Below are 25,719 nucleotides of genomic sequence, written 5' to 3' on the forward strand. Positions count from 1 at the left end.
GATCTCGGGCCGCAGTTCTTCGTCCCGGCGGGCACGATCCGACCGCCTTGCCGGATCGGCCCGCTTCGCCAGATGATCGTAGTAGGTGGACGGGGCGATCGGCAGCATCGAGCCATGGTCCGCCACTGGTCCGAGGACCATGGCGGGGGCAGATCGGCTCGACCCCGTGTTCGCCTCGATGGTCGTCGATGAACCCGACCATCACTTCGACCGGCGGTCGAGCTCCGCCATCGCAAAATACGCGTTCGCCAGTGGGCTTGAACCACTGGCGCCTTCACTGGCTCACCCTTGCGCAGGATCTCGTTCGCCTGGCGCAGCTCGCGGTTCTCGCGTTCCAGCGCCTTCATGCGGTCGGCCATCTCGGTCGGGATGCCCGTGCGCGGACTGCTGTTGACCTCGGCCTTCTTGACCCAGTCGTTCAGCGTCTGCGGCGTGCAGCCGATCTTCGCCGCGATCGACATCACCGCCTGCCAGCGCGACGGATGTTGGGCCTCGGTGTCGAGAACGAGGCGAACGGCCCGCTCGCGCACCTCAGGGGAAAATCTGTTCGTCGTCTTGCTCATGATGCTCCATCCTGCTCAAGAGTTGGAGCCTCCGGCAAACCCGGCGCGGTTCAGAGCGACGGTCGGCGCCTTGTCTCGTCCCCAAGGGCGCGACGAGGCGCTTCGTTTGGCCGCCGGGACTCTTGTGCGGATGGGTATTAACGTCAGGCGCCTGTTTTTGCGCAAGCGTAACGTGAAGTTAAGGGGGGGGCATGCCTGAGATGACCTTGCGGCAGATCGAGGTGATCCGCGCCGTGATGATGACGGGCACGATCAGCGGCGCGGCGAAGATGCTCAACGTCTCGGCGCCGGGGATCAGTCGGCTTGTCAAGCACACCGAGGAATCCCTCGGCATTCGCCTGTTCGAACGCAAGGCCGGGCTGTTCACGCCCTCGGTCGAGGCGGGGCGCGTGTTCGATCAGCTGCGCGAGGTCTGCAAGGGCGTCGAGAACCTGCAGCTTGCCGTAAGCTCCCTGCAACGGGGCGAAGATGTTCGCCTTGCATTCGCGACGGCGCCCTCGATCGCCCAGTTCATCGCCGCGCGGGTGATGCGCCAGGTTCGCAGCCGCTATGACGATCTGTTCGTCGACATGAACGTGATCAAGATCGAAGAAACGGTGGACTATCTGTTGCTCGAGCGCGGCGAGTTCGTGATCATGAGTTCGGCCGTGGAGAACGCCGCAATCGAGAACGAGGAAATCGCTCAAGGCCGCCTCGTCGCCATCCTGCCGGAAGGGCACCGTCTTGCGCGCAAGGATGCCGTCTCGGCTGCGGATCTGGCGGCGGAGCCCCTGATCGGCGTCGATCCTTCCGATCCTTACGGGCGGATGCTGGCGCGGCCTTTCGAGGTCGCGGGGGTGAAGCCGCGCTACGCGATGCGCGGCCGTTTTGCGCAGACGCTGGTCAGCATGGTGCGCCACGGCCTGGGCGTGGCCGTCATCGACGAGTTTTCCGTGGCCGAGGTCTACATGCCGGGCCTCGAGCGCAGGCCGTTGGTCGAGGATGTTCAGGTCAGGAGCTTCGTGTCGCGAAAAAGGGGGCGAACGCTTTCGAGGTTCGCCGAGCACACCATCGCGCAGTTCCGGCGCGAGTTGGGCAAGGCGGTCGAGGACGGCCCATGGTATCGGTCGAAGAAATAACATCAGGTTATGATGAGAGACGAAAAAGAATTTTACGTTAAGCGCGGATTGGGCCCATAACGCTATGGCGGCTCGCCGGCTTCGGTCGGCGGCGAACCCGCGACAGCAGGGAGGAAAACCATGAAGCGGATGCTTGCAGGCGCGCTTGCGCTGGCGCTGACGGCCACGGCGGCCGTCGCCGAATACCCCGAGAAGGAAATCCAGGGCATCATCCAGTGGGGAGCCGGCGGCTCGACCGATACGGTGATGCGCTCGGTCACCCCGCACGCCGAGAAGGTTCTGGGCGGCGTCATCGTGTTGCAGAACATGACGGGGGCTGTGGGCGCGATCGCGCTCAATTATGTGGCCGGTCAACCCGCCGACGGCTACACGCTGCTGATGGGCGCCGAGAACCCGATGCTCTACAAGGTGATGGGGCTGGGCGACAAGGACTATGGCGAGTTCATTCCGATCTCGATCCTGGCGCGCGGGACTGCGGTTCTGGTCGCGCGACCGGACACGCCCTTCGACGACTACGCCGAGATGATCTCGTATGTGAAGGCGCATCCGGGCGAGGTGAAGTTCGGCTCGACCGGCCCGGGCGGCGTGCCTTCGGTGATCAACGCCATGATCGGCGCCGTCGAGGGCGAGCTCGAGGTCACGCGCGTTCCCTATGACGGCGACGGCCCGGCGCTGACCGCCCTTCAGGGCGGCGCCATCGACGTCATGCCGGCCGTTCTGGGCGCCGCGATCGAGCCGATCCGGGCGGGCAAGATGAAGGTGCTGGCGATCATGGACTCGCAGCCCAACGCCAAGCTGCCCGACGCGCCCTATGTCACGCAGTTCAACGCTGGCTATGAGACTTACCTTCCGTGGGGTCCATTCTTTGGCGTCTTCGTGCGCAAGGGCACGCCGGACGAGGCGGTGCGCAAGCTGACCGAAGCCTACGCCAAGGGCGCCCAGCATCCCGATTTCGTCAAGCTGATGAACGACCGCGGCTTCACGCTGATGGGCATTTCCGGCAAGGAGGCCGAGGATTTCCTCGCGAAGTGGCAGCAGGGCACGGCCTGGCTTCTGCATGACGCCGGTCTGACCAAGGCGTCGCCGGAAGAATTCGGCATCGCCCGTCCCGGCAACTGAGCGAACCGAGCGGGGCCGGCCCGAAACCGGCCCCGCGATGCTCCAGGGAGGACGATATGGAGCGCATCGATCCCGAACATCATGACGGAACGTCGGATGCCACGCCGGGGGGCGAGCCTGACCGGCGCCGACCCGGAGAGCTGGGCTTCGCGGCCTTCCTGCTTCTGACGAGCCTGTTCCTGCTGGTCAGCGCCTGGGGCATCGAGAACCCCTTCGGCCCGAACGGGCTGTCCTCGCCGCGCGCGCTGCCGGTGGCGACCACCGCGACGATGGCGGTCGCGGCGACGATCATCCTGGCGCGAACCGCGCGGCTGCCGCGCGATGCGAGCGAGACTTTCGCGCGCGACATCCTGCCCGCCCGCGCGCTGCTCTTCGTCGGCCTGCTGGCGGGATACGCCCTGCTTCTGAGGCCCGTGGGATTTCTGCCCACCTCCGCGATCTTTCTGGCCGTTGCGATCCGCTATCTCGAGCGCCGCAGCTGGGGATGGACGCTGGCCGTCTCTCTGGGCGCCCTGCTGGCGATCTGGCTTGTCTTCCGCATCGTCTTCACCGTGCTGATGCCCGCGGGCATCGTGCCCGAAGCTGAGATCATCCAGTTTTTCCGGGCGCTGGCGAAGGGGGCGGTCGGGTGATGGAGGCGCTGTCGGGTCTGATCGTCCTGTTCGCCCAGCCGCAGCTGTTGCTGCTGGTGGGGCTTGGCACCTTCGCCGGGATCTATATCGGCGCGATTCCCGGTCTTTCGGTCACCATGGCGGTGTCGATCCTGATTTCCTTCACCTTCTCGTGGGATGTCCTTCCGGCCATCGCGCTGATGATCGGGATCTACATGGGCGGGGTCTATGGCGGTTCGCGCACGGCGATCCTGCTGAACATTCCCGGCGCGCCCTCGGCCATCGCCACCGCGCTTGACGGCTACCCGATGGCCAAGCGCGGCGAGGCTGGAGTCGCCATCGGCGTGACCACCGTCATGAGCTTCATCGGCGGCTTCGTGGGCATCGCGGTGCTGGCGCTGGCCGCGCCCCTGGTCAGCGACTTCGCCCTCAGCTTCCAGCCGCGCGACTACATGCTGCTGGCCATCCTGGGCATCCTGCTGGTCGGCTCGCTCAGCCAGGGATCGCTGACCAAGGGCATCTTCGCCGGGGCGCTGGGAATCGCGATCGGATCGGTGGGGCGCGACCCGCTGACCTTCGCCGAGCGCTTCACCTTCGATTTCCAGATCCTCGAGGGCGGCATCTCGTTCATCGCGGTGATGATCGGCATGTTCGGCGTCTCCGAGGCGTTGATCCAGATGCATCATGTCGACAAGCGCGCGATGCGGCAGAAGATCGACCGCGTCGTTCCCTCGCTGGCCACGGTGCGCAAGCATCTGCCGCTCAGCCTGCAGACCTCGACCATCGGCGTGATCGTCGGGGCGTTGCCCGGAACCGGCGGGGACATCGCCGCGCTCATGGCCTACGACCACGCCAAGCGCGTGACCAGGAATCCCGAGCCCCCGTTCGGCGAGGGCGCGATGGAGGGACTGGTGGCCCCCGAGACCGCCAACAACGCCGCCGTGGGCGGGGCCTTCATCCCCATGATGACGCTGGGGATACCCGGCGATGCGGTGACGGCCATCATGATCGGCGCGCTCTTCATCCATGGGCTCAATCCCGGCCCGATGCTGATGATCGACAAGCCCGACATGTTTTGGTTCATCGTCGGTTGCCTCGTGGCGGCGAACGTCTTCATGCTGATCTTCGGGCTGACGGGCATCCGGCTTTTCGCCAGGATCGTCGAGATGCCGCGGGGCGTGCTGATCCCGCTCATCCTGCTTCTGTCGATCGTCGGCGCCTATGCGGTGAACAACTCGATCGCCGACGTCTACTGGATGCTGGGCTTCGGCGTGCTGGGCTACTTCATGCGCCACTATGGCTATCCGCTCGGGCCGGTGATCCTGGGAGTGATCCTGTCGCGGCTGCTCGACGACAACTGGCGCCGGGCGATCATCTCGGAACGCGGGGATCTTGGCCTGTTCTTCGCGGGGATCCTTTCCAGCCCGCTTTCGCTGGCGCTGTTCGCGTCGGTGATCCTGATCTTCGTCTCCCAGACCCCGCTCTGGACGCGGGCCAAGGCGCGCCTTTTCCCCAACGCACAGAGGAACCCATGAGCTGCGAACCCGACCTCAAGCTGGGTTTGATCGGCGACAACATCGCCCGGTCCCGCTCGCCGCTGCTGCATCGCCTGGCTGGAGAGCAACACGGCCTGCGCGTGCAATACGACCGCCTGATCCCCCGCGACCTTGGCGAGGACTTCGATGCCGTTTTCGCGCGGTGCGCGCGCGGGGGCTATCGCGGCGTCAACGTCACCTATCCCTACAAGGAACGGGCCGCGGCGAAGGTGATCGTCGAGGATCCGCTGGTCCGCGCCATCGGGGCGGTCAACACGGTGCTGTTCGAGCCCGACGGGCCGCGCGGATGCAACACCGACTACACGGGCTTCATCGCCGCCTATCGCGCGGCGCGCGGCGAGGCGTCGCCCGGCGTCTGCTGCCTGATCGGCGCCGGAGGCGTCGGCCGCGCCCTGGCGTTCGGCCTTGTCGCCCTGGGCGCCGACGAGATCCGCCTGGTCGACAGCCGCGCGGAAAAGGCCGAGGCGCTGGCGCGCGATCTGCGCGCCGTGTCGGCGGCCTCGAAGGTCGCGGTCTTCGCCGAGGCGGCGGACGCCGCCCGGGGCGCGAGCGGCATCCTGAACGGAACCCCCGTCGGGATGGTCGGCCATGACGGCACGCCCCTTGATGCGCAGGGCATGAGAGGCGCGGCCTGGGCTTTCGACGCTGTCTACACGCCGGTCGACACCCGCTTCCTGCGCGACGCGGATGCGCAGGGCCTCGAGACGATTTCGGGCTACGAGCTGTTCTTCTGGCAGGGCGTGCATGCCTGGGCGCATTTCGCAGGGCTGCCGCTGGACGAGGCCCGGCTTCGCGTCGCCTTGCTGGAACGCGGAGAGGCGGCATGAAGACCTCGATCGCGACGGTCTCGATCTCGGGCAGTCTGAGGGAAAAGCTTGCGGCCATCTCGAAGATCGGCTTCGACGGGATCGAGATCTTCGAGCAGGACTTCATAGCCGACGAAGGCAGCCCGCGCGAAATCGGCCGGATGATCCGCGACCACGGGCTGGAGATCACGCTGTTCCAGCCCTTTCGCGACTTCGAGGGGCTGACCGGCGAGGCGCGCAGACGCGCCTTCGACCGGGCAAGATGCAAGTTCGACACGATGGTCGAACTGGGCGCGGAGCTGCTTCTTGTCTGTTCCTCCGTTCATCCCGAGTCCCTGGGCGGGATCGACCGCGCGGCGCAGGACCTGGCCGAGCTGGGCGACATCGCCGCCGAACGGGGCCTGCGCGTCGGCTACGAGGCGCTGGCCTGGGGGCGGCATGTCAACGACCATCGCGACGCGTGGGAGATCGTGCGCCGGGCCGATCACCCCAATGTCGGGCTCATCCTCGACAGTTTCCACACGCTGGCCCGCAAGATCGACCCGAACACGATCCGCCGCATCCCCGGCGACAGGATCTTCTTCGTGCAGCTGGCCGATGCGCCGCAGATCGAGATGGACCTGCTCTACTGGTCGCGTCATTTCCGCTGCATGCCGGGCGAGGGAGATCTGCCCGTGCAGGCGTTCATGCAGGCGGTGGCGGCGACGGGCTATGACGGGCCGGTCAGCCTCGAGATCTTCAACGACCAGTTCCGCGGCGGCCGCCCGGAAGGGTTGGCGCGCGACGGCTATCGTTCCCTGGCGGCGCTGATGGACGACGTTCGCCGCGCCGAGCCGGACATTCGCATCAAGGTTCCCGACATGCCCGCGCGCGTCGCCGCGCAGGGCGTGGCCTTCATCGAGTTCGCAACCCGCGGCGAAGAGGCCGAGGCGCTGGCGAAGCTGCTGCATTGCATGGGGTTTCGTCACGTCGGCGACCATGTCTCGAAGCGTGTGGCGCTGTGGCGGCAGGGCGAAGCGCGGGTCGTGGTGAACGCCGAGACCGAGGGATTCGCCAATTCCGCCTATCTCGTGCACGGCACGACCGTTTGCGACGTCGGCCTGTCGGTCTCCAGCGCCGCCGACACCGTGGCGCGGGCGCTCGCGCTGGCCGCCGAACCCTTCGAGCAGCCGGTGGGGCCGGGCGAAATGAAGATCCCGGCCATTCGCAGCGTCGGCGGCAGCGTGATGCACTTCATCGACCAGGTCAGCGGCCTGTCCGACGTCTGGTCGGTCGAGTTCCGCGGCTCGGGCGAAGCGAAGCCGGGCGGCGCCGGCCTGACCCGGATCGACCACGTCGCCGAGACGATGAACTACGACGAGATGCTCAGCTGGTCGTTGTTCTACACCTCGATCTTCGACATGGAGCGCACGCCCATGGTCGACGTGGTCGATCCCGATGGCCTTGTGCGCAGTCAGGCGATCAAGTCGCGCGACGGTCGGACGCGCATCACCCTGAACGGCGCCGAGACGCACCGCACCCTGGCCGGCAGCTTCCTGGCCGAGAGCTTCGGCGGCGCGGTCCAGCATGTGGCCTTCGCCACGGACGACATCTTCGCCACCGCGCGCGCCATGGCCGATCTGGGCTTCGAGCCCTTGCCGATGACGGTGAACTACTATCACGACCTGCGCGCGCGCTTCGGGTTGGAGCCGTCGCGCGTGGAAGAGCTGATGGCCTTCAACATTCTTTACGATGAAGACGCCGACGGAGCCTTCTTCCAGTTCTACAGCCGGCCCTTCGCCGAGGGCCTGTTCTTCGAGGTCGTCCAGCGCGTCGGGGGCTATGACGGCTACGGCGCCGCGAACGCGCCCTTCCGCATCGCCGCGCAGAAAAGGCTGATGCGGCCGAAGGGCGTGCCGCGCAAATAGCGTCGCGCCATCGCTCGCCCGCGCCTTGGCCGCGCCGCAGCCCGCGCAGCGCGCGGCCGGGGCGGCGGGGCGGGCGAAGCGCCGGCGGGGTCAGCCGCGGGCGGCGACCAGGATGAATTCGACCCGATGCCCGGGCGTCGCAAGCTTCGCCTCGCCGCAGGCGCGCGCAGGCGCATGGCCGGCCGGCGTCCACGCGTCCCAGACGGCGTTCATTTGCGCGAAATCGGCCATGTCGGCCAGCCAGATGGTGCATTGCAGGATGCGCGTCTTGTCCGAGCCCGCCTCGGCCAGCAGCGCCTCGATCTTGCTCAGGCACTCCCTCGTCTGCTCGGCGACGTCGGCGCCGGGGCTGCCCACCTGGCCTGCAAGATGGATCGTGTCGCCATGGATGACGATCTGGCTCATGCGCGCGTCGGTGCGCATTCTGACGATGTCGGACATGGGTTCTCCTTCGGTCAGGGATGAAATCGCGCCGGCGACAGCGCCGCCGTCACGGCTGGCGGCAGGTCGGGCGCCGTCCCTGCGACAAGGCGCGCCGTCGCCGCGGCCAGGGCCGGGGCCGTCTGCACCCCGTAGCCGCCCTGTCCGGCCAGCCAGAAAAAGCCCTCGGCGCCGGGGTCGAAGCCGACGATCGGCGTGCGGTCGGGGGCGAAGGTGCGCAGCCCCGCCCAGGCGTGCTCGACGCGGGCGACGCGAATGGCGACCGCCTGCTCGAAGCGGTGAAGCCCCTCGGCAAGGGCCATGTCGTCGACGAAGGCGTCATGCGGGGCGACGGGGTCCTCGTCGGCGGGGCTGACCAGAAGCTTGCCGGCTTCGGGCTTGGCATACCAACGCTCGGTCGCCGACGCGAAAAGGGGCCAGGCGCGAATGTCGCGCCCCTCGGGCGCGGGCAGGATCGCGGCCGATCTGCGGAAGGGCTGGAGGGGCGCCGCGCCAAGCCCGGCCAGCGCGGCGATCTGGCCCGCCCATGCGCCCGCCGCGTTCACGACGACGGGGGCGGCGTGCGCGGCGCCGCCCGCCTCGACCCGCCACAGCCCGCCCCGGCGGCCAAGCGCCGTGACGGGGGCGCCGGTCTCGATCCGTCCGCCGCGCGCCTTAAGAAGCCTCAGATACCCGGTCAGCATCCGATCGACGTCGATGTCCTGCGCGTTGCGCTCGAGGACTGCGCCGCGCACCGCCTCGGGGCGCAGAATGGGCACAAGCTCCATCGCCTCGGCGGGCGTCAGCGTCTCGAGGCCCTCGGCGCCGTCGGCGTAGGCGGCCAGCGCGTCGAGCTCGTCCTCGGCCGCGACGATCATCTCGCCGCGCGGCGACAGAAGGCTGCGGTCCGAGACCCCCTCGGGCTCTTCGAGCGCCCTGGCCGAAGCGGCGTTCAGCGCGCGCAGCGTCTCGTTGCCGTAATTGCGGATGAAGATCGCGGCCGAGCGGCCGGTGGAATGATAGCCGGTCTGCCGCTCGGCCTCGAGGACCAGCACGGCGCAGTCGGCGGCCAGCAGGGCCGCCGCGCTGATCCCGGCGATGCCGCCGCCGATCACGATGACGTCGGGGCGGCTCACAGCGCGTCCCGCAGGCCGACGAGGACCCTGGTCAGGTTGATCCCGAGCGCGTCCGAAACATAGCCGCCTTCCTGCACCAGCGCCATCGGAAGCCCCGCGCCGGCCAGCGCGGCGCCGATCCGCGCGAAGCCGTCCTGCGTAACCGCGAAGCCCTGGAACGGATCGTCGATCGACGCGTCGAGGCCCAGCGCGACCACGAGCGCGTCGGCCCCGAAGCTGCGGATGCGCGTCAGGGCGATGTCGAGGGCGGCCAGGTGCTCGGCGTCGCCCGTTCCGCGAGGAAGCGGCAGGTTGAGGTTGCAGCCAAGCCCCGCGCCGGCGCCCCGCTCGTGCGCGTATCCCCAGAAGAAGGGATAGAAGCGCGCGGGATCGGCGTGAATCGACACGGTCAGCACGTCGGCGCGCTCGTAAAAGATGCCCTGCGTCCCGTTGCCGTGATGCACGTCGATGTCCAGAATGGCGGGCCGGAAGCCGGCCGCGCGCAGCCGCTCGGCGGCGATGGCCGCATTGTTCAGAAAGCAGAAGCCGCCGGCCAGATCCGCGAAGGCGTGATGGCCGGGCGGGCGCGAAAGGGCGTAGGCGGCGCGCTCGCCGCCGGCGATCAGATCGGCGGCCGCGATGGCGCCTTGCGCGGACCAGTAGGCGGCTTGCCACGTGCCTTCGGCGATCGGGCAGGCGGTGTCGGCCTGATGATAGCCCGCCTGTCCCACCGCCGATTTCGGATAGCCGTCTGCGCGGCTGGCCGGGTGAATGTTCGGGATGACCTCGGCGCCGGCGCCGGGGATGCGGCGCCAGCGAGCGTGGATGCTCTGCAGAAAGGTCAGATATTCGGCGCTGTGGACCGCGGCGATGGGGCCGATTCCGGCGTCGTCCGGGGCGCGGAAAACGCAGCCTGCGGCCTCGGCGCCCGCTTTGAGGATCTCGATCCGCCGGGGTTGCTCGGGGTTCGGCAAGAGCGCTCCGTTGGCCATGAAATGCTTGGGGTCGTGCAGCCATTGCCGGTCGTCGAAAAGGGCGATCATCGTCTCTCTCCCAGGATTGCGCGGCCAACCGCCCCGGAGCGGCCCCAGACGGGAAGCGCCCGCCGCGATCGCGGCGGCGCGCTCGGGGCGAGCATCGCGCGGGGCCGCTTGGGCGCCTTGGGCGCAAGATTGGAGCGGTGGCCGAAGGCGGTTCTCGCGCTCGGCCGGCGCGCCGCTTCCAGGGCATGGCCGCGGCGATGGCCGGCGTTGCGGATCATGGCGCCGGAAAGGCGATCCGGCCGTCGCCGCCCTTCGGCGTCCGGCATGTCGACGCGCCGCGCCGGGGCGAGGCAGGGGCGGCGCCCTTGTTCCTGGCGAAACAGGCCGCGCATCTCAGGTCCCCGGAAGGCCGGCGCAATCCTGCGGCCGGAAGGCGGCGACGACGCGCGCGCCCACGGCGAAGGGGCGCTCTTCGATGAGGTTGATCGCCTGGAACTGGCGCTCGCCGATCCGCACGAAATAGCGCACGGTCTGGCCCTGATAATCGACGGTCTCGACCACCGCCGGCGCCGTGATCCGCCCGTCGCAGGGCGCGCCTTCGGGCAGAAGCTGCAGCTTCTCGGCGCGCAGCACCAGCTTGGCCGGCCCTTCGCGCAGCTTGGGGGCCCGCGCCGCGGGGACGGCGATCGCGCCAAGGGCGGGGGCCTCGAGCGTCGCGCCCTCGGGGCCGCGCCGCGTGCACATGCACGGGACGATGTTCGACGCGCCCAGGAAATTGGCGACGAACTCGCTTGCCGGGGCGTTGTAGACCTGTTCGGGAGCGCCGACCTGCTCGACGCGGCCGGCGCTCATGACCACGATGCGGTCGGACATGGCCAGGGCCTCGGACTGGTCATGGGTGACGAAGACCGTGGTCACCCCGATCCGCTCCTGGATGCGCTTCAGCTCGACCCGCATGTCTTCGCGAAGATTGGCGTCCAGCGCCGAAAGCGGCTCGTCCAGAAGCAGCACGTCGGGTTCGATCACGATCGCCCTGGCCAGCGCCACGCGCTGCTGCTGGCCGCCCGAAAGCTCTCGCGGGCGGCGCGCGCCCAGATCGGGAAGCTGCACCAGCTCGAGCGCCGCCTGCACCCGCCTTGGAATGTCGGCCTTGGGCACGTCGCGGTACCTCAGCCCGAAGGCGACGTTCTCGGCCACGCTCTTGTGCGGGAAAAGCGCGTAGTTCTGGAACACCACGCCCAGATTGCGCTTGTGGATCGGGATGTCGTTGACCCGTCTGCCGCCGATCACGATGTCGCCCTCGGTCGGGTCGAGCAGCCCGGCGATCATGCGCAGCGTCGTGGTCTTGCCGCAGCCCGAGGGGCCGAGCAGCGTCACGAAGGCGCCGTCGGGAATGTCGAGCGTCGTCTTGTGAACGGCGGTGAAATCGCCGAAGCGCTTCACGATGTTCTTGAGCAGAACGGAACTCACGGGCCGGATCCTCGGTCAGATGGCGCCCCCTTCCGCAGGGGAAGGGGGCCGTGTCGTCAGTAGCCGCGCTGAACGCGGCCGAAGGTCTTGGACCAGGCCGCCTCGCGGCTGTTCCAGTAGGCGGGGTCGGCGAAGGTCAGCCCGGCAAGCGTGCCGCTGGGATCGAAGGCGGGCAGCGTCGGGATCTTGGGGCCAAGATCGACCTTGGTGGGATCGAGCGCGGGCGGGTAGTTCTGCGCCTCGGCCACGGCGATGGCGGTCTCGGGGGCGAGCATGAAGTTGAGCAGCTCCTCGCAGGCCTCCATGGGCGAGCCCTTGATGACGAACATGCATTCCTGCCAGCCGAAGCCGTTCGGCGGGTCGATGTATCCGATGTCGTGGCCCTGTTCCTGCAAGGCGTAGATGCGGCCGGACCAGCCCTCGGTGACGTGAACCTCGCCCTCGGCCAGAAGGCTCATCAGCTCGGCGCCGGAGTTCCAGTATTTGAGCGCAAGATCGCGATGGGCGCGCACCGCGTCCCAGGCCGCATCCTCGTCGACGATGCCGTTCGGGTCCTGGCCCGTCTGCAGCGCCGCATACCACATCCGGGTGCGCCAGTCGGCCCAGCCGCTGATCTTGCCCTTGTGCGCGGGGTCGATCAGCAGCTTCGCGCCCTTCACCTTCGCCTCGTCGTCCGAGATGTGCGCGCGGTTGTAGGCGATGCCGGTGGTTCCGTAGTCGTAGGGCACGCAGGACAGCGCGCCGCCGCTCACCTTGCGGAACACGTCGATCAGCTTGGGGATGACGTATTGCAGGTTGGGGATGTTCTTCTCGTTCAGCTCCGAGGTCAGACCCAGATTGTGATAGCGCGCGTAGTCGAACACGCCCGACAGATGGGCGATGTTGTATTCGCCCGGCTGGCTGGCCTTGACGCGGCTCAGATACTCGTCGCCGCCGCCGAAGGTTCCGTCCACGACCTTGATGCCGGTCGCCGCCTCGAACGGGTCGAAGGCGTGCTTGCGCAGCGCCTCGGAAACGACGCCGCCCCAGCCGTCGAAGCGGATGTGGGTCACCTCCTTGGCCAGCGCGCGATAGGGGGTGGCAAGCCCGCAGGCCGCGCCGGCGGCGCCCAGCAGCCCCAGAAAGCTGCGGCGGTCCAGATCGCCGTTCATGTAGCGTTCGCGCAGGCGCTCGCAGCGGGCGACGGCGTTCATCTTGCGTGTCATGGTCTTCTCCTTGTCGGTTCGGTCGTGTTGCGCCGGGCGTTCAGCCGCCGTCCTTCATCGCAAGCCTTCGCGCGATCGCGGCCCCGAGCAGCGGCAGGCCTACGGTCATGACGATCATCGCCGTCCCCAGCGCGTTGATCTCGGGGCTGATCGAATTGCGCAGCATCGCGAAGATCTGCGTGGGCACGGTCTCGACCCCGCCGGGCTTCCAGAACAGCGTGCCGGTGACGTCGTCGAAGCTGACGGTGAAGGCGAAAAGCCCGCCCGCCAGAACCGCCGGCCGCATCAGGGGCAGGGTGACCTGGAAGAATGCCTGCGCCGGCGAGGCGCCCAGGCTCATCGCTGCCTCTTCCACGTCGCGCCGGATCGAGACGAGCCTGGCCTGCACGACCAGCACCACGAAGGGCAGCGTGAAGATGACATGGCCGAGCAGAAGCAGCGCGAAGCTCTTGTGCAGCCCGAGAAAGTCCAGAAACAGAAGCAGCGCGACGGCCAGCACCACCTCGGGCACGAGGATCGGCGCGATCAGAAGGGTCGAGATCGCGTTCGCCCCGGGCACGCGGTAGCGCACCAGCGCCAGGGCCGCCAGCACGCCGAGCGTCGTCGAGATGAGCGCCGTCAGAAGGCCCAGCGCGACCGAGGTGCGAAAGGCGCGCAGGATCGCCTCGTTGCTCCACAGCTCGGCGAACCAGCGCAGGGAAAGCCCGGTCATGGGAAAGCTGCCGAACTGGCTGTCGTTGAAGCTCAGCAGCACGACCACGCCCACGGGCAGGAACATGAAGACGTAGACGGCGATCGCCCAGGCGCGGATCAGCTGCCAGCCCATCATCCAAGCCCCTTCATCAGCTGCGTCATGCCCAGATAGCGGTTGTAGATCGCGACCAGCGCTCCGAGGACGAGCAGAAGCATCAGGCTCAGCGCCGAGCCGAGCGGCCAGTTGAGCTGCGTGATGATCGCCTCGAAGACGAGATTGGCGAACATCGCATCCCGCGGCCCGCCCAGGATCAGCGGCGTGATGTAGGTCCCCGCGCCGAGGACGAAGCAAAGCAGCCCTCCCGCCGCGAGGCCGGGCAGGGACAGGGGCAGCGTGACCTCGAGAAAGCTTTGCCAGCGCGTCGCGCCAAGCGAGTTGGCGGCCGCTTCGACGTTGGCGTCGATGCCCTCGAGGCTGACGAAGACGTTGAGGATCATGAAGGGCAGCAGGTAGTGCGTCAGCCCGAGAATGACCGCCGCCTCGTTGTAGAGCATGTTGACGGGTTCGGAGACGACCCCCAGGGCCATGAGCGCCGCGTTCGCCGCGCCCGACGCGCCCAGGATGTTGATCCAGCTCATCGTCCGGATGATGTAGCTGATCCAGAAGGGCAGCATCAGCAGCAGCACCATCAGCAGCTTGTCCCCGCGCGAGCGCGCGATGAAATAGGCCGTCGGATAGCCCATCAGCGCGCAGACCGCGGTCGTGATCGCCGCGATGCGCAGCGTGCTCAGAAGAATGTCGCGATAGAACGGGTCGGTCAGCGCCTCGCGCCAGTTGTCGAGAAAGAAGCCGGGCTGGTCCGCGCCGGTCGCGGTTCTGAGCCAGAAGCTGTAGACCAGGATGAAGAGGAGCGGCACGAACAGCAGCAGCGTCACCGCGCTCAGCGCCGGGGCGAGCAGGATCCAGGGTTGGCGGGCTTCGCGGGCTTCGACGGACATTCCGTTTCCAGGCTGAACAATGTTGCGTCGAGGATGCAAAGCGGCCAGTCATGGATCAAATAGATAATGGGAATTTTCGGCATTGACGGAATCAATGGAACGCGGCCCGAGGATCGATCCCGAGCGCATCGCGCGCGAGCTTGACTGGAACCTCTTGCGCACCTTCGTCGTCCTGGCCGAAAGCCGCTCGATCACCGAGGCGGCGCGGCGGCTGCGGCGCAAGCAGCCCTCGGTGTCTTCGGCCCTCAAGCGGCTCGAGGAACGCATCGGGCGCAAGCTGCTGGAGCGCTCGCCGGGCCGCTACGAGCTGACCGATGCGGGGCGGCTGCTTTATCGCGAGGCGGTCGAGATCAACGGCTCGGTGCTGCGCCTTTCGACGCTGCTGCGCGAAATCAAGGACGAGGTTCAGGGGCATGTGCGCATCTGCGTCGCCAGCCATGTGGTCTGTCCGCTTTTCGACCGCGCCCTGGCCGATTTCCATGCCGCTCATCCCGCGGCCACGATCGAGATCGACGTCAAGCCAAGCGCCGAAGCCGTCGCCGAGCTGCGCGCCAAGCGGGCGTCCTTCGCCGTCTGCCTCGTCAAGGACCGCGATCCCAGGTTGGAATACCGGCGCCTGTATCGCGAGTTCTTCGGCCTTTATTGCGGCCCGCGGCACGAGCTTTTCGGGCGCAAGGGGCTGACGCTGGCCGATCTGGCGGGGCACGCCGCCGTCAGCTTCGAGACCGACCGGCTGCACGACGCCCTCGGCCCCGTGGCGCTGCTGCGGGCGCAGGCGGGGATGGGCGAAAGGATCGCGGGGCTCTCGAGCCATCTGGAGGAGGTGCGGCGCATGATCGTCGCGGGGCTCGGCATCGGTCCCCTGCCGGTCCATGTGGCCCGGCGCGACGTCGAGGACGGGCTGCTGTGGCAGACGCCGCCCTATTCGGGGCTGCCCGCGATCGACGTGCATGTGGTCTGGAACCCCCATGCCGCCAGGAACCGCGCCGAAGAGCGGCTCTTGCAGCTGCTGCTCGACATGGTGGCCGCGACCCCGCTCGAAGAGCGGACCTACGGCTGAAACCGGCGCCCCGCCCCGCCGCAGGAGCGGCGCGCGCCCGCCGCCGTCGCGTCTTCGGCGCCCATGTCCGCGCGGCCAGGGGCCAAGCGCGTGCGCGAAGGGGCGCCGTCGGGCTGGCGGGCGCCGGCGCGGCGCGCCGGCGCGGCCGCGTTCAGCCGCATTTCGAGTGGCCGCACTCCATGCAGGTCAGGCAGCCTTCCTGCATGCGCAGGGCGAACTGGCCGCAGCGGGGGCAGGCCGCGCCGCGGGCCGGTTCCTCGCCCACCGCGACGGCCTGCGCGCGCGGGTCGGACTTCAGGCCCTTGCCCTCGCCCTCGATGAAGCCGATCTCGATCATGTGGCGCTCGATCACGCCGCCGATGGCCGCCAGGATCGAGGGCACGTAGCGTCCGTTCATCCATGCCCCGCCGCGCGGGTCGAACACGGCCTTGAGCTCCTCGACCACGAAGGACACGTCGCCCCCGCGGCGGAACACCGCCGAGATCATGCGCGTCAGACCCACCGTCCAGGCGAAATGCTCCATGTTCTTCGAGTTGATGAACACCTCGAAGGGCCGCCGGCGGCCGCCGACGATCACGTCGTTGATGGTGATGTAGATCGCGTGCTCGGATTCGGGCCACTTGATCTTGTAGGTCTGGCCGGGCAGCGCCTCGGGGCGGTCGAGCGGCTCGGACAGGTAGACCACCTCGCCCGGATGGTCGGGCGCCGCGTCGGCGGGCAGGGCCTCGACCTCGCGCACCTCGGGGCGGGCGGCGGGCGCCTCGCTCTCGACCGACAGGACCGAGCCGGTGACCTCGTTCGGGCGGTAGGTGGTGCAGCCCTTGCAGCCGGTCTCGTAGGCCAGCAGATACACCTCCTTGAAGGCGTCGAAGCTGATGTCGGCCGGGCAGTTGATGGTCTTGGAGATCGAGCTGTCCACGTATTTCTGCGCCGCGGCCTGCATGCGCACATGCGCCGCGGGCTCGAGCGTCTGGGCGTCGACGAACCAGTCGGGGAAGGGGCGGTCGCCGAACTTCTCGCGCCACAGGCGGGCGGCATAGTCCTCGACCCGCTCTTCGGTGCGCGTGCCGTCCTTCTGCAGGACCTTGCGCTTGTAGGAATAGGCGAAGACGGGCTCGATGCCGGACGACACGTTGCCCGCGTAAAGGCTGATGGTGCCGGTCGGCGCGATCGAGGTCAGGTGCGAGTTGCGGATGCCGTGGCGGGCGATGGCCTCGCGCACGTCCTCGTCCAGGGTGCGCACATGCGCGCCGGCCAGATAGGCGTCGCGGTCGAAGAGCGGGAAGGGCCCCTTCTCCTTCGCCAGCTCGACCGAGGCCAGATAGGCCGCGCGCTCGACCGCCTTCATCCATTCCTCGGTGCGGGCGACGGCCTCGTCCGAGCCGTAGCGCAGCCCGCACATCAAGAGCGCGTCGGCAAGCCCCGTGACCCCCAGCCCGATGCGGCGCTTGGCCTGCGCCTCGGCCTTCTGCTGCGGCAGCGGAAAGCGCGAGGCGTCGACGACGTTGTCCATCATGCGCACGGCGGTGGCGACCAGCTCGTTCAGCTCGTCAAGGTCGATGCGCGCGTCGTCCTCGAAGGGATCGCGCACCAGCCGCGCCAGGTTGATCGAGCCCAGCAGGCACGCGCCATAGGGCGGCAGGGGCTGCTCGCCGCAGGGGTTGGTGGCGGCGATGGTCTCGCAGTAATGCAGATTGTTGAGCTTGTTGATGCGGTCGATGAAGATCACGCCCGGCTCGGCGTAGTCGTAGGTGGCGCGCATGATCTTGTCCCACAGATCGCGCGCGCGCACGGTGCGGAACACCTTGCCGCCGAAGACCAGGTCCCAGTCGGCGTCGGCCTTGACGGCCTCCATGAACGGATCGGTCGCCAGCACCGAGAGGTTGAAGTTGCGCAGCCGCGCCGGGTCGCGCTTGGCGGCGATGAAGTCCTCGACGTCGGGGTGGTCGCAGCGCATGGTCGCCATCATGGCGCCGCGGCGGCTGCCGGCGGACATGATGGTGCGGCACATGGCGTCCCACACATCCATGAAGCTGAGCGGCCCCGAGGCGTCGGCGCCCACCCCCTCGACCAGCGCGCCGCGCGGGCGGATGGTCGAGAAGTCGTAGCCGATGCCGCCGCCCTGCTGCATGGTCAGCGCGGCTTCCTTGAGCATCTCGAAGATGCCCTCCATGCTGTCGGGGATCGTGCCCATCACGAAGCAGTTGAACAGCGTCACCGCGCGCCCCGTGCCGGCCCCGGCCAGGATGCGCCCGGCGGGCAGGAAGCGGAAGCCGCGCAGCGCCGCCTCGAAGCGCGGCTCCCAGGCGTGGGGGTCGTTCTCTTCGGCGGCCAGGGCGCGGGCCACCCGGCGCCAGCTGTCTTCGACCGTCTGGTCCACGGGCGTGCCGTCGGGGCGCTTGAAGCGATACTTCATGTCCCAGATCTGCTCGGCGATGGGGGCGGCGAATGCGGTCATATCCGGTGCTTTCGGCTGGGTGATCCACAATATGTTGTGAACCGCATAACCTATCCCCACGCGCCGAGTCGGTCAATCCGAGTCGCGCCCGCCCGGGGCTTGCGCCGCGCCGCGCGGCGGTCGATAACGCGCCATGGCCAAGCTCTACTTCAACTACTCGACCAATGAACGCGGGCAAGTCGACGACGCTGCTGCAGGCGTCGCACAACTACCGCGAACGGGGCATGCGCACGCTGCTGCTGACCTCGGCCGCCGACGACCGCGCCGGGCCGGGCCGCATCGCCAGCCGCATCGGCATCCGCGAAGAGGCGCTGGTCTTCCGCCCCGGCGACGACCTGTTCGACCTGATCCGCCGGCAGGTCGAGGCCGCCCCGCTGGCCTGCGTTCTGGTGGACGAGGCCCAGTTCCTCGAGCCCGCCCAGGTCTGGCAGCTGGCCGAGGCGGCCGACGATCTGGACGTGCCGGTGATGTGCTACGGCCTGCGCGTGGATTTCCGCGGGCAGCTGTTCCCCGGCTCGGCGGCGCTGCTGGCGCTGGCGGATTCGCTGCGCGAGGTGCGCACCATCTGCCACTGCGGGCGCAAGGCGACCATGGTCGCGCGGGTCGACGCCGACGGGCGCGCGGTGCTGGACGGCGCTCAGGTCGAGATCGGCGGCAACGACCGCTACGTTTCCCTGTGCCGCCGCCACTGGCGCGAGGCGGTCGGCCGCCGCGCCCCCGCCCGCGGCGCCGAGGCCTGAGGGCGAGCGCCGGCGCCCGCTTTCGCCTTGCGGCGGCGCCGGCGGCGCTTGCAACCGGCGCGGCGGCTCCCTAATCTCTTGCGCGACGCTACGCAGCCGCGCCGTGAACCGCGCGGCTGCGTATCGTTTGCAAGCAGCGCGAAGCCCGCGACCCGGGCGCGCGCGATCGACGCGCAGGGCCGCCTCGCGCGGGGCGGTCCGCAGACAGGGAAGCGCAGGCATGCAGAAGATTCCGATGACGGCGAGGGGGTTCGCCGCGCTCGAGGCCGAGCTGAAGCAGCTCAAGGAAGTGGATCGCCAGAACGTCATCAAGGCGATCGCCGAGGCGCGCGAACATGGCGATCTGAGCGAGAACGCCGAGTATCACTCGGCGCGCGAGAAGCAGTCCTTCATCGAGGGCCGCATCAAGGAGCTTGAAAGCATCATCAGCCGGGCCGACGTGATCGACCCCTCGAAGCTGTCGGGGGCGATCAAGTTCGGCGCCACGGTGCGCCTTCTGGACGAGGACACCGAGGAAGAGCGCACCTACCAGATCGTGGGCGAGGTCGAGGCCGACATCTCGAAGGGCCTTCTGAACATCCAGTCGCCCCTTGCGCGCGCCCTCATCGGCAAGGAAGAGGGCGACTCGGTCGAGGTGATGACCCCCGGCGGCGGCAAGGCCTACGAGGTGCTCGAGGTCCGCTACGGCTGACCCTCGGCCCGCCCGCCCGCGCGACGCGAGGATGGCATGAGCGACAAACCCGATCCGGGCTCCGATCAGGGGCGCGCGGCGCCCGACGCCCAGCCTCCCGCGCCGGCGGCCGATCTTGCGCTGCCCGGCCGGGGCGCGCGGCTGCGCGCGGGCGCGCTCTGGGCCGTGGTCTGGACCCTTGTCGGCGGCGCGCTGGGGCAGGGCGCGGCCATGGCGCTCGAGCGGTCGGGGCTTGGGCCCATCGGCCCGGGGGGCGTCGCGGCGCTGGGCCTGGCGCTGACCGCGCCATGGGCGGTCATGCTGGCCGCGGCCGCCGTCATGGCCCGCATCGACGAGACCGCGCGCCGCGTCTCGGCGCTGCATCGCCAGCTCTCGCGCCTGCAGGCCGATCTGCCGCGCCGCGCCGCGCGCGCTTCCGAGGCCGACCCCGGCAAGGAGCTGGCCCGCGCCATGGCCGGCGCCGCGCGCGAGGCGCTGGACGCCGAGCGCGCCGCCATGGCCCGCGCCATCGCCGAGATCGGCGAGACCCAGCGCCGCCTCGACGCCGTGGCGCGCGCGCTTGGCGACGGCCGCGCCGCGGCGCCGGCGTCGTCCTCGGCCGGTCAGGCCGCCGCGCATGCTCAGGCCGCCGCGTCCGCCGAGCAGGCCGAGCGCCAGCCCAGCCCGGGCGCCGCGCGCGCCCCGGCGCCGACGGACGAGGCGCAGGCCGTTCTGCCGCTGGCCGACGAACGCGCCGCGCCCGGCTGGCCGACCATCGTCGCGGCGCTCGAGTTCCCGCGCGACGAGTCCGACGCCGCGGGCTTCGCCGCGCTCGAGGCCGCCGTGCGCGACCCGGTGCTGTCCGAGCTGCTTCAGGCCGCCGAAGACACGCTGACCCTGCTGGCCCAGCATGGCCTTTACGCCGAGGATCTGAGCGTGAACATCGCCCCGTTCGAGGACTGGGCCCGCTTCGCCGCCGGCGCGCGCGGCCCCGAGGTGGCGGCGGTCGGGGGCGTTCGGAACCCCGAGGCCGTCGAGGCGGTGCGGCGGCTCATTCGCTCGGACCCCATCTTCCGCGACACCGCCATGCACCTGATGCGCCGCTTCGATCGGGTGCTGCGCCGCGCGGTCGACGACCCCGAAGGGGCGGCGCATGCCTCGGCCCTGGCCGACACGCGCACCGGGCGCGCCTTCATGCTGGTGGCTCAGGCGATGGGCGTGTTCGACTGACCGCCCCGCGCCCGGGGCGCGCCCGCGGCGGGGCGGCCTCGCGCTCAGTCGGGCCGATCGAGCGCCCCGCGACGGGGCGCGCGCTCAGCCCTCGGGCCAGGCGCCGGGCGGACCCAGCGCGATGCGCGCCGCTCCGGCCGCTTGCGCCGCCTCGATCAGCGCCAGCGCCGCCTGCGCGGGCGCCGAGCCCAGATCCAGCGTCAGGATGCGCGCGCCCTTCGCGCTGCGCGGCCCGCCGACCCGGTGGATCACCCCCGCCAGTTCGGGCGCGGCGTCGCCCATGCGCGGGGCCATGTGCTCGAGCGCCCAGCGTCGCAGGGGGCGCCAGTCGAGCGCCCGCCCGCGCCAGGGCGTCAGCGACAGCGCGGCCCGCTGCCAGCGAAAGGGCCGCAGCTCGAGCGCCGCGCCGCCCGCAAGGCGCAGGGCGGCGGCGGGGCCTCCGGGCGGCGGCGGCGCGGGCAGGTCCTCGAGAACGGGCGCGGCGCCGGGCATGGCCCAGGCCAGATCGCGCCGCGCCGGCAGGCGCAGCCCTCCGCCCCGCGGCGGAAGGCGCGCGGCGTGGGTTCTCGCAGAATGGCGCGCCGCGTGGCTTCCCGCCGGCCGGCGTGCATCCTGTCCATCCGCCGACCGGCGCGCGCCGCCCCCGCCCGCCGGGGGGCTCCCATCCGTCGGGCGCCCGCTTCCGCCCCCCGCCCCGGGGCGCGCATCCTGGCCCCCTGCCGGGCGGCGCGGATCGTCGGCCCCTGCCGGGCGGCGCGGATCGTCTTTCGGGCGGCGCGGGTCGGCGCCTTGCGCGGGGCGGGGGGCGCCGCCCTCCTGCGGCGGCGGGCCTTGCGGCGCGCCACGGGCGGCGGACGGGTCGGGGGGCGCGTCGATCCAGGGCTCGGGCGTCACGTCTGCGCCGGCCTCGATCAGCGCGGCGATGCGCGCCAGAAGGGCGGCGACATGGTCGGCGCGCCAGCGGTGCAGATCCTCGATGGCGGCGGGGGGCAGGGGCATGGGCTCAGCGCACGCCAAGCGCGGCCAGCGCCTCGGCCAGGGCGGGCGGCAGGGCCGCGTCGCCCTCGGCGCCGGCGTCGAGATCGGGCGGGGCCTCGTCGGCGCGCAGGTAGCGCCAGCCCTGAAAGGCCCGCCGCGGCGCGGGCGCGGTGCGGATCAGCGCGGGATCGAGCACGATGGCGCAGCGCGGCGCGCCGTCCTCGCCCGTCGCGTCCTCCAGCGCCAGGATGCGCTGACGCGCCAGGATCGCGCCTTTCATCACCCAGTAGAGCGATCCGCCCGCCAGCAGCTCGTCGGCGCGGCGCGGGCGCATGCGCGTCAGGTGGCGCGGGCGCGGGTCCGCTCCGGCCGCGCGCGCCCGCTCGGCGCGCAGCGCCTGCCAGCGCTCCAGCTCTTCGGGGCGCTCGACGCCGACGCACAGCTTGACCAGGTGCAGGGTCGGGCCCTGCGGGGCGGGGTCCGGCGCCGGCGCCTGGTCGGGGGCTGGGTCATGGGCGGGCATGCGGTCCTCCTGCGCGTTGCGCGCCGTGATGGGCCGGGCCCCGGGCGCGCCGCCCGCTCCGGTCGAAGCGGGCGGCGGCCCCTTCAGAGCCCGACGGCGTAGCTTTGCAGCGGCGCCACGTCCAGCGGCCCTTCGCGGCGCGCGCGCAGCGCCCGCGCCGCGGCGCGGGCGCCGGCGGCGGTGGTGTAGTAGGGGATGCGCGAATACAGGGCCAGCGCGCGGATCTCGCGGCTGTCCTCGACGGCCTGGGCGCCCTCGGTGGTGTTGAACACCAGCGCGACCTGCCCGTCCTTCATCGCGTCCACGATGTTCGGGCGTCCCTCATACACCTTCTTGACCCTCTCGACCTTGACGCCGTTCTCGGCCAGATAGCGCGCGGTGCCGTCCGTGGCCAGGATGCCGAAGCCCAGCTCGGCCACGATGCGGGCCGCTTCGAGGATGGCGGGCTTGTCGGCGTCGCGCACCGAGATGAACACCTTGCCGCTTTCGGGCAGGGCGACGCCGGCGCCGATCTGGCTCTTGAGGAAGGCGCGCTCGAAGCTGCGGTCGATGCCCATCACCTCGCCGGTCGAGCGCATCTCGGGGCCAAGCAGCGTGTCCACGCCCGGGAAGCGCGCGAAAGGCAGCACCGCTTCCTTGACCGAGACGTGCCGGGTCTCGGGCGGGACCAGGCGGAACTCGGACAGCGCCTGCCCGGCCATGACCCGCGCCGCGATGGCGGCGATGGGCGAGCCCACCGCCTTGGCCACGAAGGGCACGGTGCGCGAGGCGCGGGGGTTGACCTCGAGCACGAAGATCTCGCCGTCCTTGATGGCGAACTGCACGTTCATCAGCCCGCGCACCTTCAGCGCCAGCGCCAGCGCGCGGGTCTGCTCCTTGATGCGCGCGACCAGCTCGGCCGGCAGCGAGTAGGGCGGCAGCGAGCAGGCCGAGTCGCCCGAATGCACGCCGGCCTCCTCGATATGCTCCATGACGCCGGCGACATGCACCTCGCGCCCGTCGCACAGCGCGTCCACGTCCACCTCGACCGCGCCCGACAGGTAGCTGTCGATCAGCACCGGGCTGTCGCCCGACACGACCACCGCCTCGCGGATGTAGCGGGCCAGCTGGGCCTCGTCGCGCACGATCTCCATCGCGCGCCCGCCCAGAACGTAAGAGGGGCGGATGACCACGGGAAAGCCGATCTCGGCGGCGATGCGGAAGGCCTGCTCTTCGGTCGCGGCGATGCCGTTGCGCGGCTGGCGCAGGTCGAGCCGCTCGAGCAGCTTCTGGAAGCGCTCGCGGTCCTCGGCCAGGTCGATGCTGTCGGGGCTGGTGCCCAGGATCGGAATGCCCGCCGCCTCGAGCGCCTTGGCCAGCTTGAGCGGCGTCTGCCCGCCGAACTGGACGATCACCCCGTGCAGCGTGCCGGCCTGGCGCTCGGCGTGCAGGATCTCGAGCACCGATTCCTCGGTCAGCGGCTCGAAATAGAGCCGGTCCGAGGTGTCGTAGTCGGTCGAGACCGTCTCGGGGTTGCAGTTGATCATGATGGTCTCGTAGCCCGCCTCGGTCAGCGCGTAGCAGGCGTGACAGCAGCAATAGTCGAACTCGATGCCCTGGCCGATGCGGTTCGGCCCGCCGCCCAGGATGACCACCTTCTTGCGGTCCGAGGGGCGCGCCTCGCATTCGGCCTCGCCCATCGCGTCGGCCTCGTAGGTCGAATACATGTAGGGCGTCTGGGCCTCGAACTCGGCCGCGCAGGTGTCGATGCGCTTGAAGACGGGCCGCAGGCCCAGCGCGTGGCGGATGCGGCGCACGGCGGCCTCGCTCAGCCCGGTCAGCTTGCCCAGCCGCGCGTCCGAAAAGCCCATCATCTTGAGCCGGCGCATGCCTTCGGCGTCTTCGGGCAGGCCGCGGGCGATCAGCTCGGCCTCGGCCTCGACGATCTCGCGGATGCGGGCCAGGAACCAGGGGTCGTAGGCGGTGGCGGCGCGGATCTCGTCGTCGCTCAGCCCCTCGCGCATGGCCTGGGCGACGGTGCGCAGCCGGTCGGGGGTCTGGCGCGACAGCGCGGCGACGACGGCGCGGCGACGGTCGTCCTCGCTGGCGGCGTCGCGCGCGCCGGGGATGTCGATCTCGTCGAAGCCGGTCAGGCCCGTCTCCATCGAGGCCAGCGCCTTCTGCACCGATTCGTGGAAGGTGCGGCCGATGGCCATGGCCTCGCCGACCGACTTCATGGCGGTGGTCAGCTCGGGCTTGGCGCCGGGGAACTTCTCGAAGGCGAAGCGCGGGATCTTGGTGACGACGTAGTCGATCGTCGGCTCGAAGCTGGCGGGCGTGACCTTGGTGATGTCGTTGTCCAGCTCGTCGAGCGTGTAGCCCACGGCCAGCTTGGCCGCGATCTTGGCGATGGGAAAGCCCGTGGCCTTGGACGCCAGCGCCGAAGAGCGCGACACGCGCGGGTTCATCTCGATCACCACCATGCGGCCGGTCTCGGGGTGCAGGGCGAACTGCACGTTCGAGCCGCCGGTCTCGACGCCGATCTCGCGCAGGACGGCGATCGAGGCGTTGCGCATGCGCTGGTATTCGCGGTCGGTCAGGGTCAGCGCCGGGGCGACGGTGATGCTGTCGCCGGTGTGCACGCCCATGGGGTCGATGTTCTCGATCGAGCAGACGATGATGCAGTTGTCCGCCTTGTCGCGGACCACCTCCATCTCGAACTCCTTCCAGCCCAGCAGGCTTTCGTCGATCAGGATCTGGCTGACCGGCGAGGCGTCCAGCCCCGCGCGGCAGATCGCCTCGTAATCCGCGCGGTTGTAGGCCACGCCGCCGCCCGTGCCGCCCAGGGTGAAGGCGGGGCGGATGATGGCGGGCAGGCCGACATGGTCGATGGCGGCCATGGCCTCTTCGATCGAGTTGGCGACGGTGGCCTTGGGGTTCTCGAGCCCGATGCGCTCCATCGCCTCGCGGAACAGCTTGCGGTCCTCGGCCATCTCGATGGCGGCCCGCTTGGCGCCGATCAGCTCGACGCCGAACCGGGCCAGCGTGCCGTCGTCGTCCAGCGCCAGCGCGGTGTTGAGCGCGGTCTGTCCGCCCATGGTCGGCAGCAGCGCGTCGGGGCGCTCCTTCTCGATGATTCGGGCGACGGCCTCGGGGGTGATCGGCTCGATGTAGGTGGCGTCGGCCAGCCCCGGATCGGTCATGATCGTCGCGGGGTTCGAGTTGACCAGGATGACGCGATAGCCCTCCTCGCGCAGCGCCTTGCACGCCTGGGCGCCGGAATAGTCGAACTCGCAGGCCTGTCCGATGACGATGGGCCCCGCGCCGATGATGAGGATCGAGGAGATGTCAGTCCGCTTCGGCATGGTCGCTCCGATGTGGTCCGCCTGCGGCTGGCGCGGCGGCGCGTGTCGCTAGGGCGATGAAGGCAAATTGCGAGGGTTATAGCCGCCGGGGCGCGCGACGCAACCTGCCGTGCGCGTCCGGGCGCGCGGCGGGGAGGGGGCGGGCGCGTGA

The 25,719-nt window shown here is 70.0% G+C and carries 20 protein-coding genes, 2 pseudogenes and 1 other annotated feature; of the genes and pseudogenes, 10 read left to right on the plus strand and 12 right to left on the minus strand.

Annotated elements, in window-relative coordinates; genetic code table 11:
* Positions 1 to 563: pseudogene (locus tag LY05_RS15195) on the minus strand (transposase); the annotation flags it as partial.
* Positions 91 to 244: a sequence feature (AL1L pseudoknot), on the minus strand. (Overlaps the previous pseudogene by 154 nt.)
* 200 nt (positions 564 to 763) lie before the next feature.
* On the opposite strand from LY05_RS15195, the gene LY05_RS12310 reads away from it, so the two are divergent.
* The 6 genes from LY05_RS12310 (at position 764) to LY05_RS12335 (ending at position 7,680) form a co-directional block, all read left to right on the plus strand.
* Complete coding sequence (locus LY05_RS12310; RefSeq protein ID WP_249041948.1) at positions 764 to 1,681, plus strand: LysR family transcriptional regulator; 918 nt, start codon at positions 764 to 766, stop codon at positions 1,679 to 1,681.
* 120 nt (positions 1,682 to 1,801) lie between these two features.
* Positions 1,802 to 2,800 (plus strand): tripartite tricarboxylate transporter substrate binding protein, encoded by a 999-nt coding sequence (locus tag LY05_RS12315; RefSeq protein ID WP_148923357.1) that lies wholly within the window; start codon positions 1,802 to 1,804, stop codon positions 2,798 to 2,800.
* 56 nt (positions 2,801 to 2,856) lie between these two features.
* Positions 2,857 to 3,432: a tripartite tricarboxylate transporter TctB family protein gene (locus LY05_RS12320; RefSeq protein ID WP_148923358.1), complete on the plus strand. Its 576-nt coding sequence runs from the start codon at positions 2,857 to 2,859 to the stop codon at positions 3,430 to 3,432.
* Positions 3,432 to 4,946: a tripartite tricarboxylate transporter permease gene (locus LY05_RS12325; RefSeq protein WP_148923430.1), complete on the plus strand. Its 1,515-nt coding sequence runs from the start codon at positions 3,432 to 3,434 to the stop codon at positions 4,944 to 4,946. The genes LY05_RS12320 and LY05_RS12325 overlap by 1 nt, the downstream gene beginning before the upstream one ends.
* Positions 4,943 to 5,794, plus strand: coding sequence for a shikimate dehydrogenase family protein (locus LY05_RS12330; protein ID WP_148923359.1), 852 nt, complete (start codon positions 4,943 to 4,945; stop codon positions 5,792 to 5,794). Before LY05_RS12325 ends, LY05_RS12330 begins: the two co-directional genes overlap by 4 nt.
* Positions 5,791 to 7,680 (plus strand): bifunctional sugar phosphate isomerase/epimerase/4-hydroxyphenylpyruvate dioxygenase family protein, encoded by a 1,890-nt coding sequence (locus LY05_RS12335; protein ID WP_072748057.1) that lies wholly within the window; start codon positions 5,791 to 5,793, stop codon positions 7,678 to 7,680. The genes LY05_RS12330 and LY05_RS12335 overlap by 4 nt, the downstream gene beginning before the upstream one ends.
* Positions 7,681 to 7,770: 90 nt before the next feature.
* On the opposite strand, the gene LY05_RS12340 is transcribed toward LY05_RS12335, so the two are convergent.
* The 7 genes from LY05_RS12340 to LY05_RS12370 all read right to left on the minus strand — a co-directional run bounded on the left by LY05_RS12340 (position 7,771) and on the right by LY05_RS12370 (position 14,565).
* Positions 7,771 to 8,121 carry a RidA family protein gene (locus LY05_RS12340; RefSeq protein WP_148923360.1) on the minus strand — a complete coding sequence of 117 codons (351 nt, stop codon included), beginning with the start codon at positions 8,119 to 8,121 and terminating at the stop codon, positions 7,771 to 7,773.
* Between the two features lie 14 nt (positions 8,122 to 8,135).
* Positions 8,136 to 9,236, minus strand: a complete 1,101-nt coding sequence (locus tag LY05_RS12345) for an NAD(P)/FAD-dependent oxidoreductase (protein WP_148923361.1) — start codon at positions 9,234 to 9,236, stop codon at positions 8,136 to 8,138.
* Positions 9,233 to 10,258 carry a histone deacetylase family protein gene (locus LY05_RS12350; protein WP_148923362.1) on the minus strand — a complete coding sequence of 342 codons (1,026 nt, stop codon included), beginning with the start codon at positions 10,256 to 10,258 and terminating at the stop codon, positions 9,233 to 9,235. Before LY05_RS12350 ends, LY05_RS12345 begins: the two co-directional genes overlap by 4 nt.
* 333 nt (positions 10,259 to 10,591) lie before the next feature.
* A complete protein-coding gene (locus tag LY05_RS12355; RefSeq protein WP_148923363.1) occupies positions 10,592 to 11,668 on the minus strand; it encodes an ABC transporter ATP-binding protein in 1,077 nt (358 codons plus the stop codon).
* Positions 11,669 to 11,724: 56 nt separating this feature from the next.
* Positions 11,725 to 12,873, minus strand: coding sequence for an extracellular solute-binding protein (locus LY05_RS12360; RefSeq protein WP_249041946.1), 1,149 nt, complete (start codon positions 12,871 to 12,873; stop codon positions 11,725 to 11,727).
* 40 nt (positions 12,874 to 12,913) lie between these two features.
* Positions 12,914 to 13,699 (minus strand): ABC transporter permease subunit, encoded by a 786-nt coding sequence (locus tag LY05_RS12365; protein WP_072748079.1) that lies wholly within the window; start codon positions 13,697 to 13,699, stop codon positions 12,914 to 12,916.
* Positions 13,699 to 14,565, minus strand: a complete 867-nt coding sequence (locus LY05_RS12370; RefSeq protein ID WP_072748052.1) for an ABC transporter permease — start codon at positions 14,563 to 14,565, stop codon at positions 13,699 to 13,701. Before LY05_RS12370 ends, LY05_RS12365 begins: the two co-directional genes overlap by 1 nt.
* Before the next feature lie 94 nt (positions 14,566 to 14,659).
* Here LY05_RS12370 and LY05_RS12375 point away from each other — a divergent pair, with 94 nt between their 5' ends.
* Positions 14,660 to 15,625: a LysR family transcriptional regulator gene (locus LY05_RS12375; protein WP_148923364.1), complete on the plus strand. Its 966-nt coding sequence runs from the start codon at positions 14,660 to 14,662 to the stop codon at positions 15,623 to 15,625.
* 151 nt (positions 15,626 to 15,776) lie between these two features.
* Here LY05_RS12375 and LY05_RS12380 read toward each other — a convergent pair whose 3' ends face one another.
* The gene (locus LY05_RS12380; RefSeq protein ID WP_148923365.1) at positions 15,777 to 18,083 is read right to left on the minus strand and encodes an adenosylcobalamin-dependent ribonucleoside-diphosphate reductase; all 2,307 of its coding nucleotides are present in this window, start codon (positions 18,081 to 18,083) and stop codon (positions 15,777 to 15,779) included.
* 133 nt (positions 18,084 to 18,216) lie between these two features.
* Here LY05_RS12380 and LY05_RS12385 point away from each other — a divergent pair.
* The 3 genes and pseudogenes from LY05_RS12385 (at position 18,217) to LY05_RS12395 (ending at position 20,723) form a co-directional block, all read left to right on the plus strand.
* A pseudogene (locus LY05_RS12385) lies at positions 18,217 to 18,823 on the plus strand (thymidine kinase).
* Positions 18,824 to 19,043: 220 nt separating this feature from the next.
* Positions 19,044 to 19,514: a transcription elongation factor GreA gene (gene greA, locus LY05_RS12390; RefSeq protein ID WP_072748048.1), complete on the plus strand. Its 471-nt coding sequence runs from the start codon at positions 19,044 to 19,046 to the stop codon at positions 19,512 to 19,514.
* A 36-nt stretch (positions 19,515 to 19,550) separates the two neighbouring features.
* Positions 19,551 to 20,723, plus strand: a complete 1,173-nt coding sequence (locus tag LY05_RS12395) for a hypothetical protein (RefSeq protein ID WP_148923366.1) — start codon at positions 19,551 to 19,553, stop codon at positions 20,721 to 20,723.
* Between the two features lie 84 nt (positions 20,724 to 20,807).
* Here LY05_RS12395 and LY05_RS12400 read toward each other — a convergent pair whose 3' ends face one another.
* The 3 genes from LY05_RS12400 to carB all read right to left on the minus strand — a co-directional run bounded on the left by LY05_RS12400 (position 20,808) and on the right by carB (position 25,568).
* Positions 20,808 to 21,722, minus strand: coding sequence for a hypothetical protein (locus tag LY05_RS12400; RefSeq protein WP_148923367.1), 915 nt, complete (start codon positions 21,720 to 21,722; stop codon positions 20,808 to 20,810).
* Between the two features lie 4 nt (positions 21,723 to 21,726).
* Positions 21,727 to 22,224 (minus strand): DUF1489 family protein, encoded by a 498-nt coding sequence (locus LY05_RS12405; protein WP_148923368.1) that lies wholly within the window; start codon positions 22,222 to 22,224, stop codon positions 21,727 to 21,729.
* 83 nt (positions 22,225 to 22,307) lie between these two features.
* Positions 22,308 to 25,568 carry a carbamoyl-phosphate synthase large subunit gene (carB, locus tag LY05_RS12410; RefSeq protein WP_148923369.1) on the minus strand — a complete coding sequence of 1,087 codons (3,261 nt, stop codon included), beginning with the start codon at positions 25,566 to 25,568 and terminating at the stop codon, positions 22,308 to 22,310.
* Positions 25,569 to 25,719 lie beyond the last annotated feature (151 nt).

Source organism: Oceanicella actignis (assembly GCF_008124525.1).
Classification (GTDB): domain Bacteria; phylum Pseudomonadota; class Alphaproteobacteria; order Rhodobacterales; family Rhodobacteraceae; genus Oceanicella; species Oceanicella actignis.

Bases quoted from the DNA above. Each gene is read 5' to 3' on its own strand.
- LY05_RS12310 (WP_249041948.1), top strand. From the start codon at position 764: ATGACCTTGCGGCAGATCGAGGTGATCCGCGCCGTGATGATGACGGGC.
- LY05_RS12315 (WP_148923357.1), top strand. From the start codon at position 1,802: ATGAAGCGGATGCTTGCAGGCGCGCTTGCGCTGGCGCTGACGGCCACG.
- LY05_RS12320 (WP_148923358.1), top strand. From the start codon at position 2,857: ATGGAGCGCATCGATCCCGAACATCATGACGGAACGTCGGATGCCACG.
- LY05_RS12325 (WP_148923430.1), top strand. From the start codon at position 3,432: ATGGAGGCGCTGTCGGGTCTGATCGTCCTGTTCGCCCAGCCGCAGCTG.
- LY05_RS12330 (WP_148923359.1), top strand. From the start codon at position 4,943: ATGAGCTGCGAACCCGACCTCAAGCTGGGTTTGATCGGCGACAACATC.
- LY05_RS12335 (WP_072748057.1), top strand. From the start codon at position 5,791: ATGAAGACCTCGATCGCGACGGTCTCGATCTCGGGCAGTCTGAGGGAA.
- LY05_RS12340 (WP_148923360.1), bottom strand. From the start codon at position 8,121: ATGTCCGACATCGTCAGAATGCGCACCGACGCGCGCATGAGCCAGATC.
- LY05_RS12350 (WP_148923362.1), bottom strand. From the start codon at position 10,258: ATGATCGCCCTTTTCGACGACCGGCAATGGCTGCACGACCCCAAGCAT.
- LY05_RS12360 (WP_249041946.1), bottom strand. From the start codon at position 12,873: ATGACACGCAAGATGAACGCCGTCGCCCGCTGCGAGCGCCTGCGCGAA.
- LY05_RS12365 (WP_072748079.1), bottom strand. From the start codon at position 13,699: ATGGGCTGGCAGCTGATCCGCGCCTGGGCGATCGCCGTCTACGTCTTC.
- LY05_RS12370 (WP_072748052.1), bottom strand. From the start codon at position 14,565: ATGTCCGTCGAAGCCCGCGAAGCCCGCCAACCCTGGATCCTGCTCGCC.
- LY05_RS12375 (WP_148923364.1), top strand. From the start codon at position 14,660: ATGGAACGCGGCCCGAGGATCGATCCCGAGCGCATCGCGCGCGAGCTT.
- LY05_RS12380 (WP_148923365.1), bottom strand. From the start codon at position 18,083: ATGACCGCATTCGCCGCCCCCATCGCCGAGCAGATCTGGGACATGAAG.
- greA (WP_072748048.1), top strand. From the start codon at position 19,044: ATGCAGAAGATTCCGATGACGGCGAGGGGGTTCGCCGCGCTCGAGGCC.
- LY05_RS12395 (WP_148923366.1), top strand. From the start codon at position 19,551: ATGAGCGACAAACCCGATCCGGGCTCCGATCAGGGGCGCGCGGCGCCC.
- LY05_RS12400 (WP_148923367.1), bottom strand. From the start codon at position 21,722: ATGCCCCTGCCCCCCGCCGCCATCGAGGATCTGCACCGCTGGCGCGCC.
- LY05_RS12405 (WP_148923368.1), bottom strand. From the start codon at position 22,224: ATGCCCGCCCATGACCCAGCCCCCGACCAGGCGCCGGCGCCGGACCCC.
- carB (WP_148923369.1), bottom strand. From the start codon at position 25,568: ATGCCGAAGCGGACTGACATCTCCTCGATCCTCATCATCGGCGCGGGG.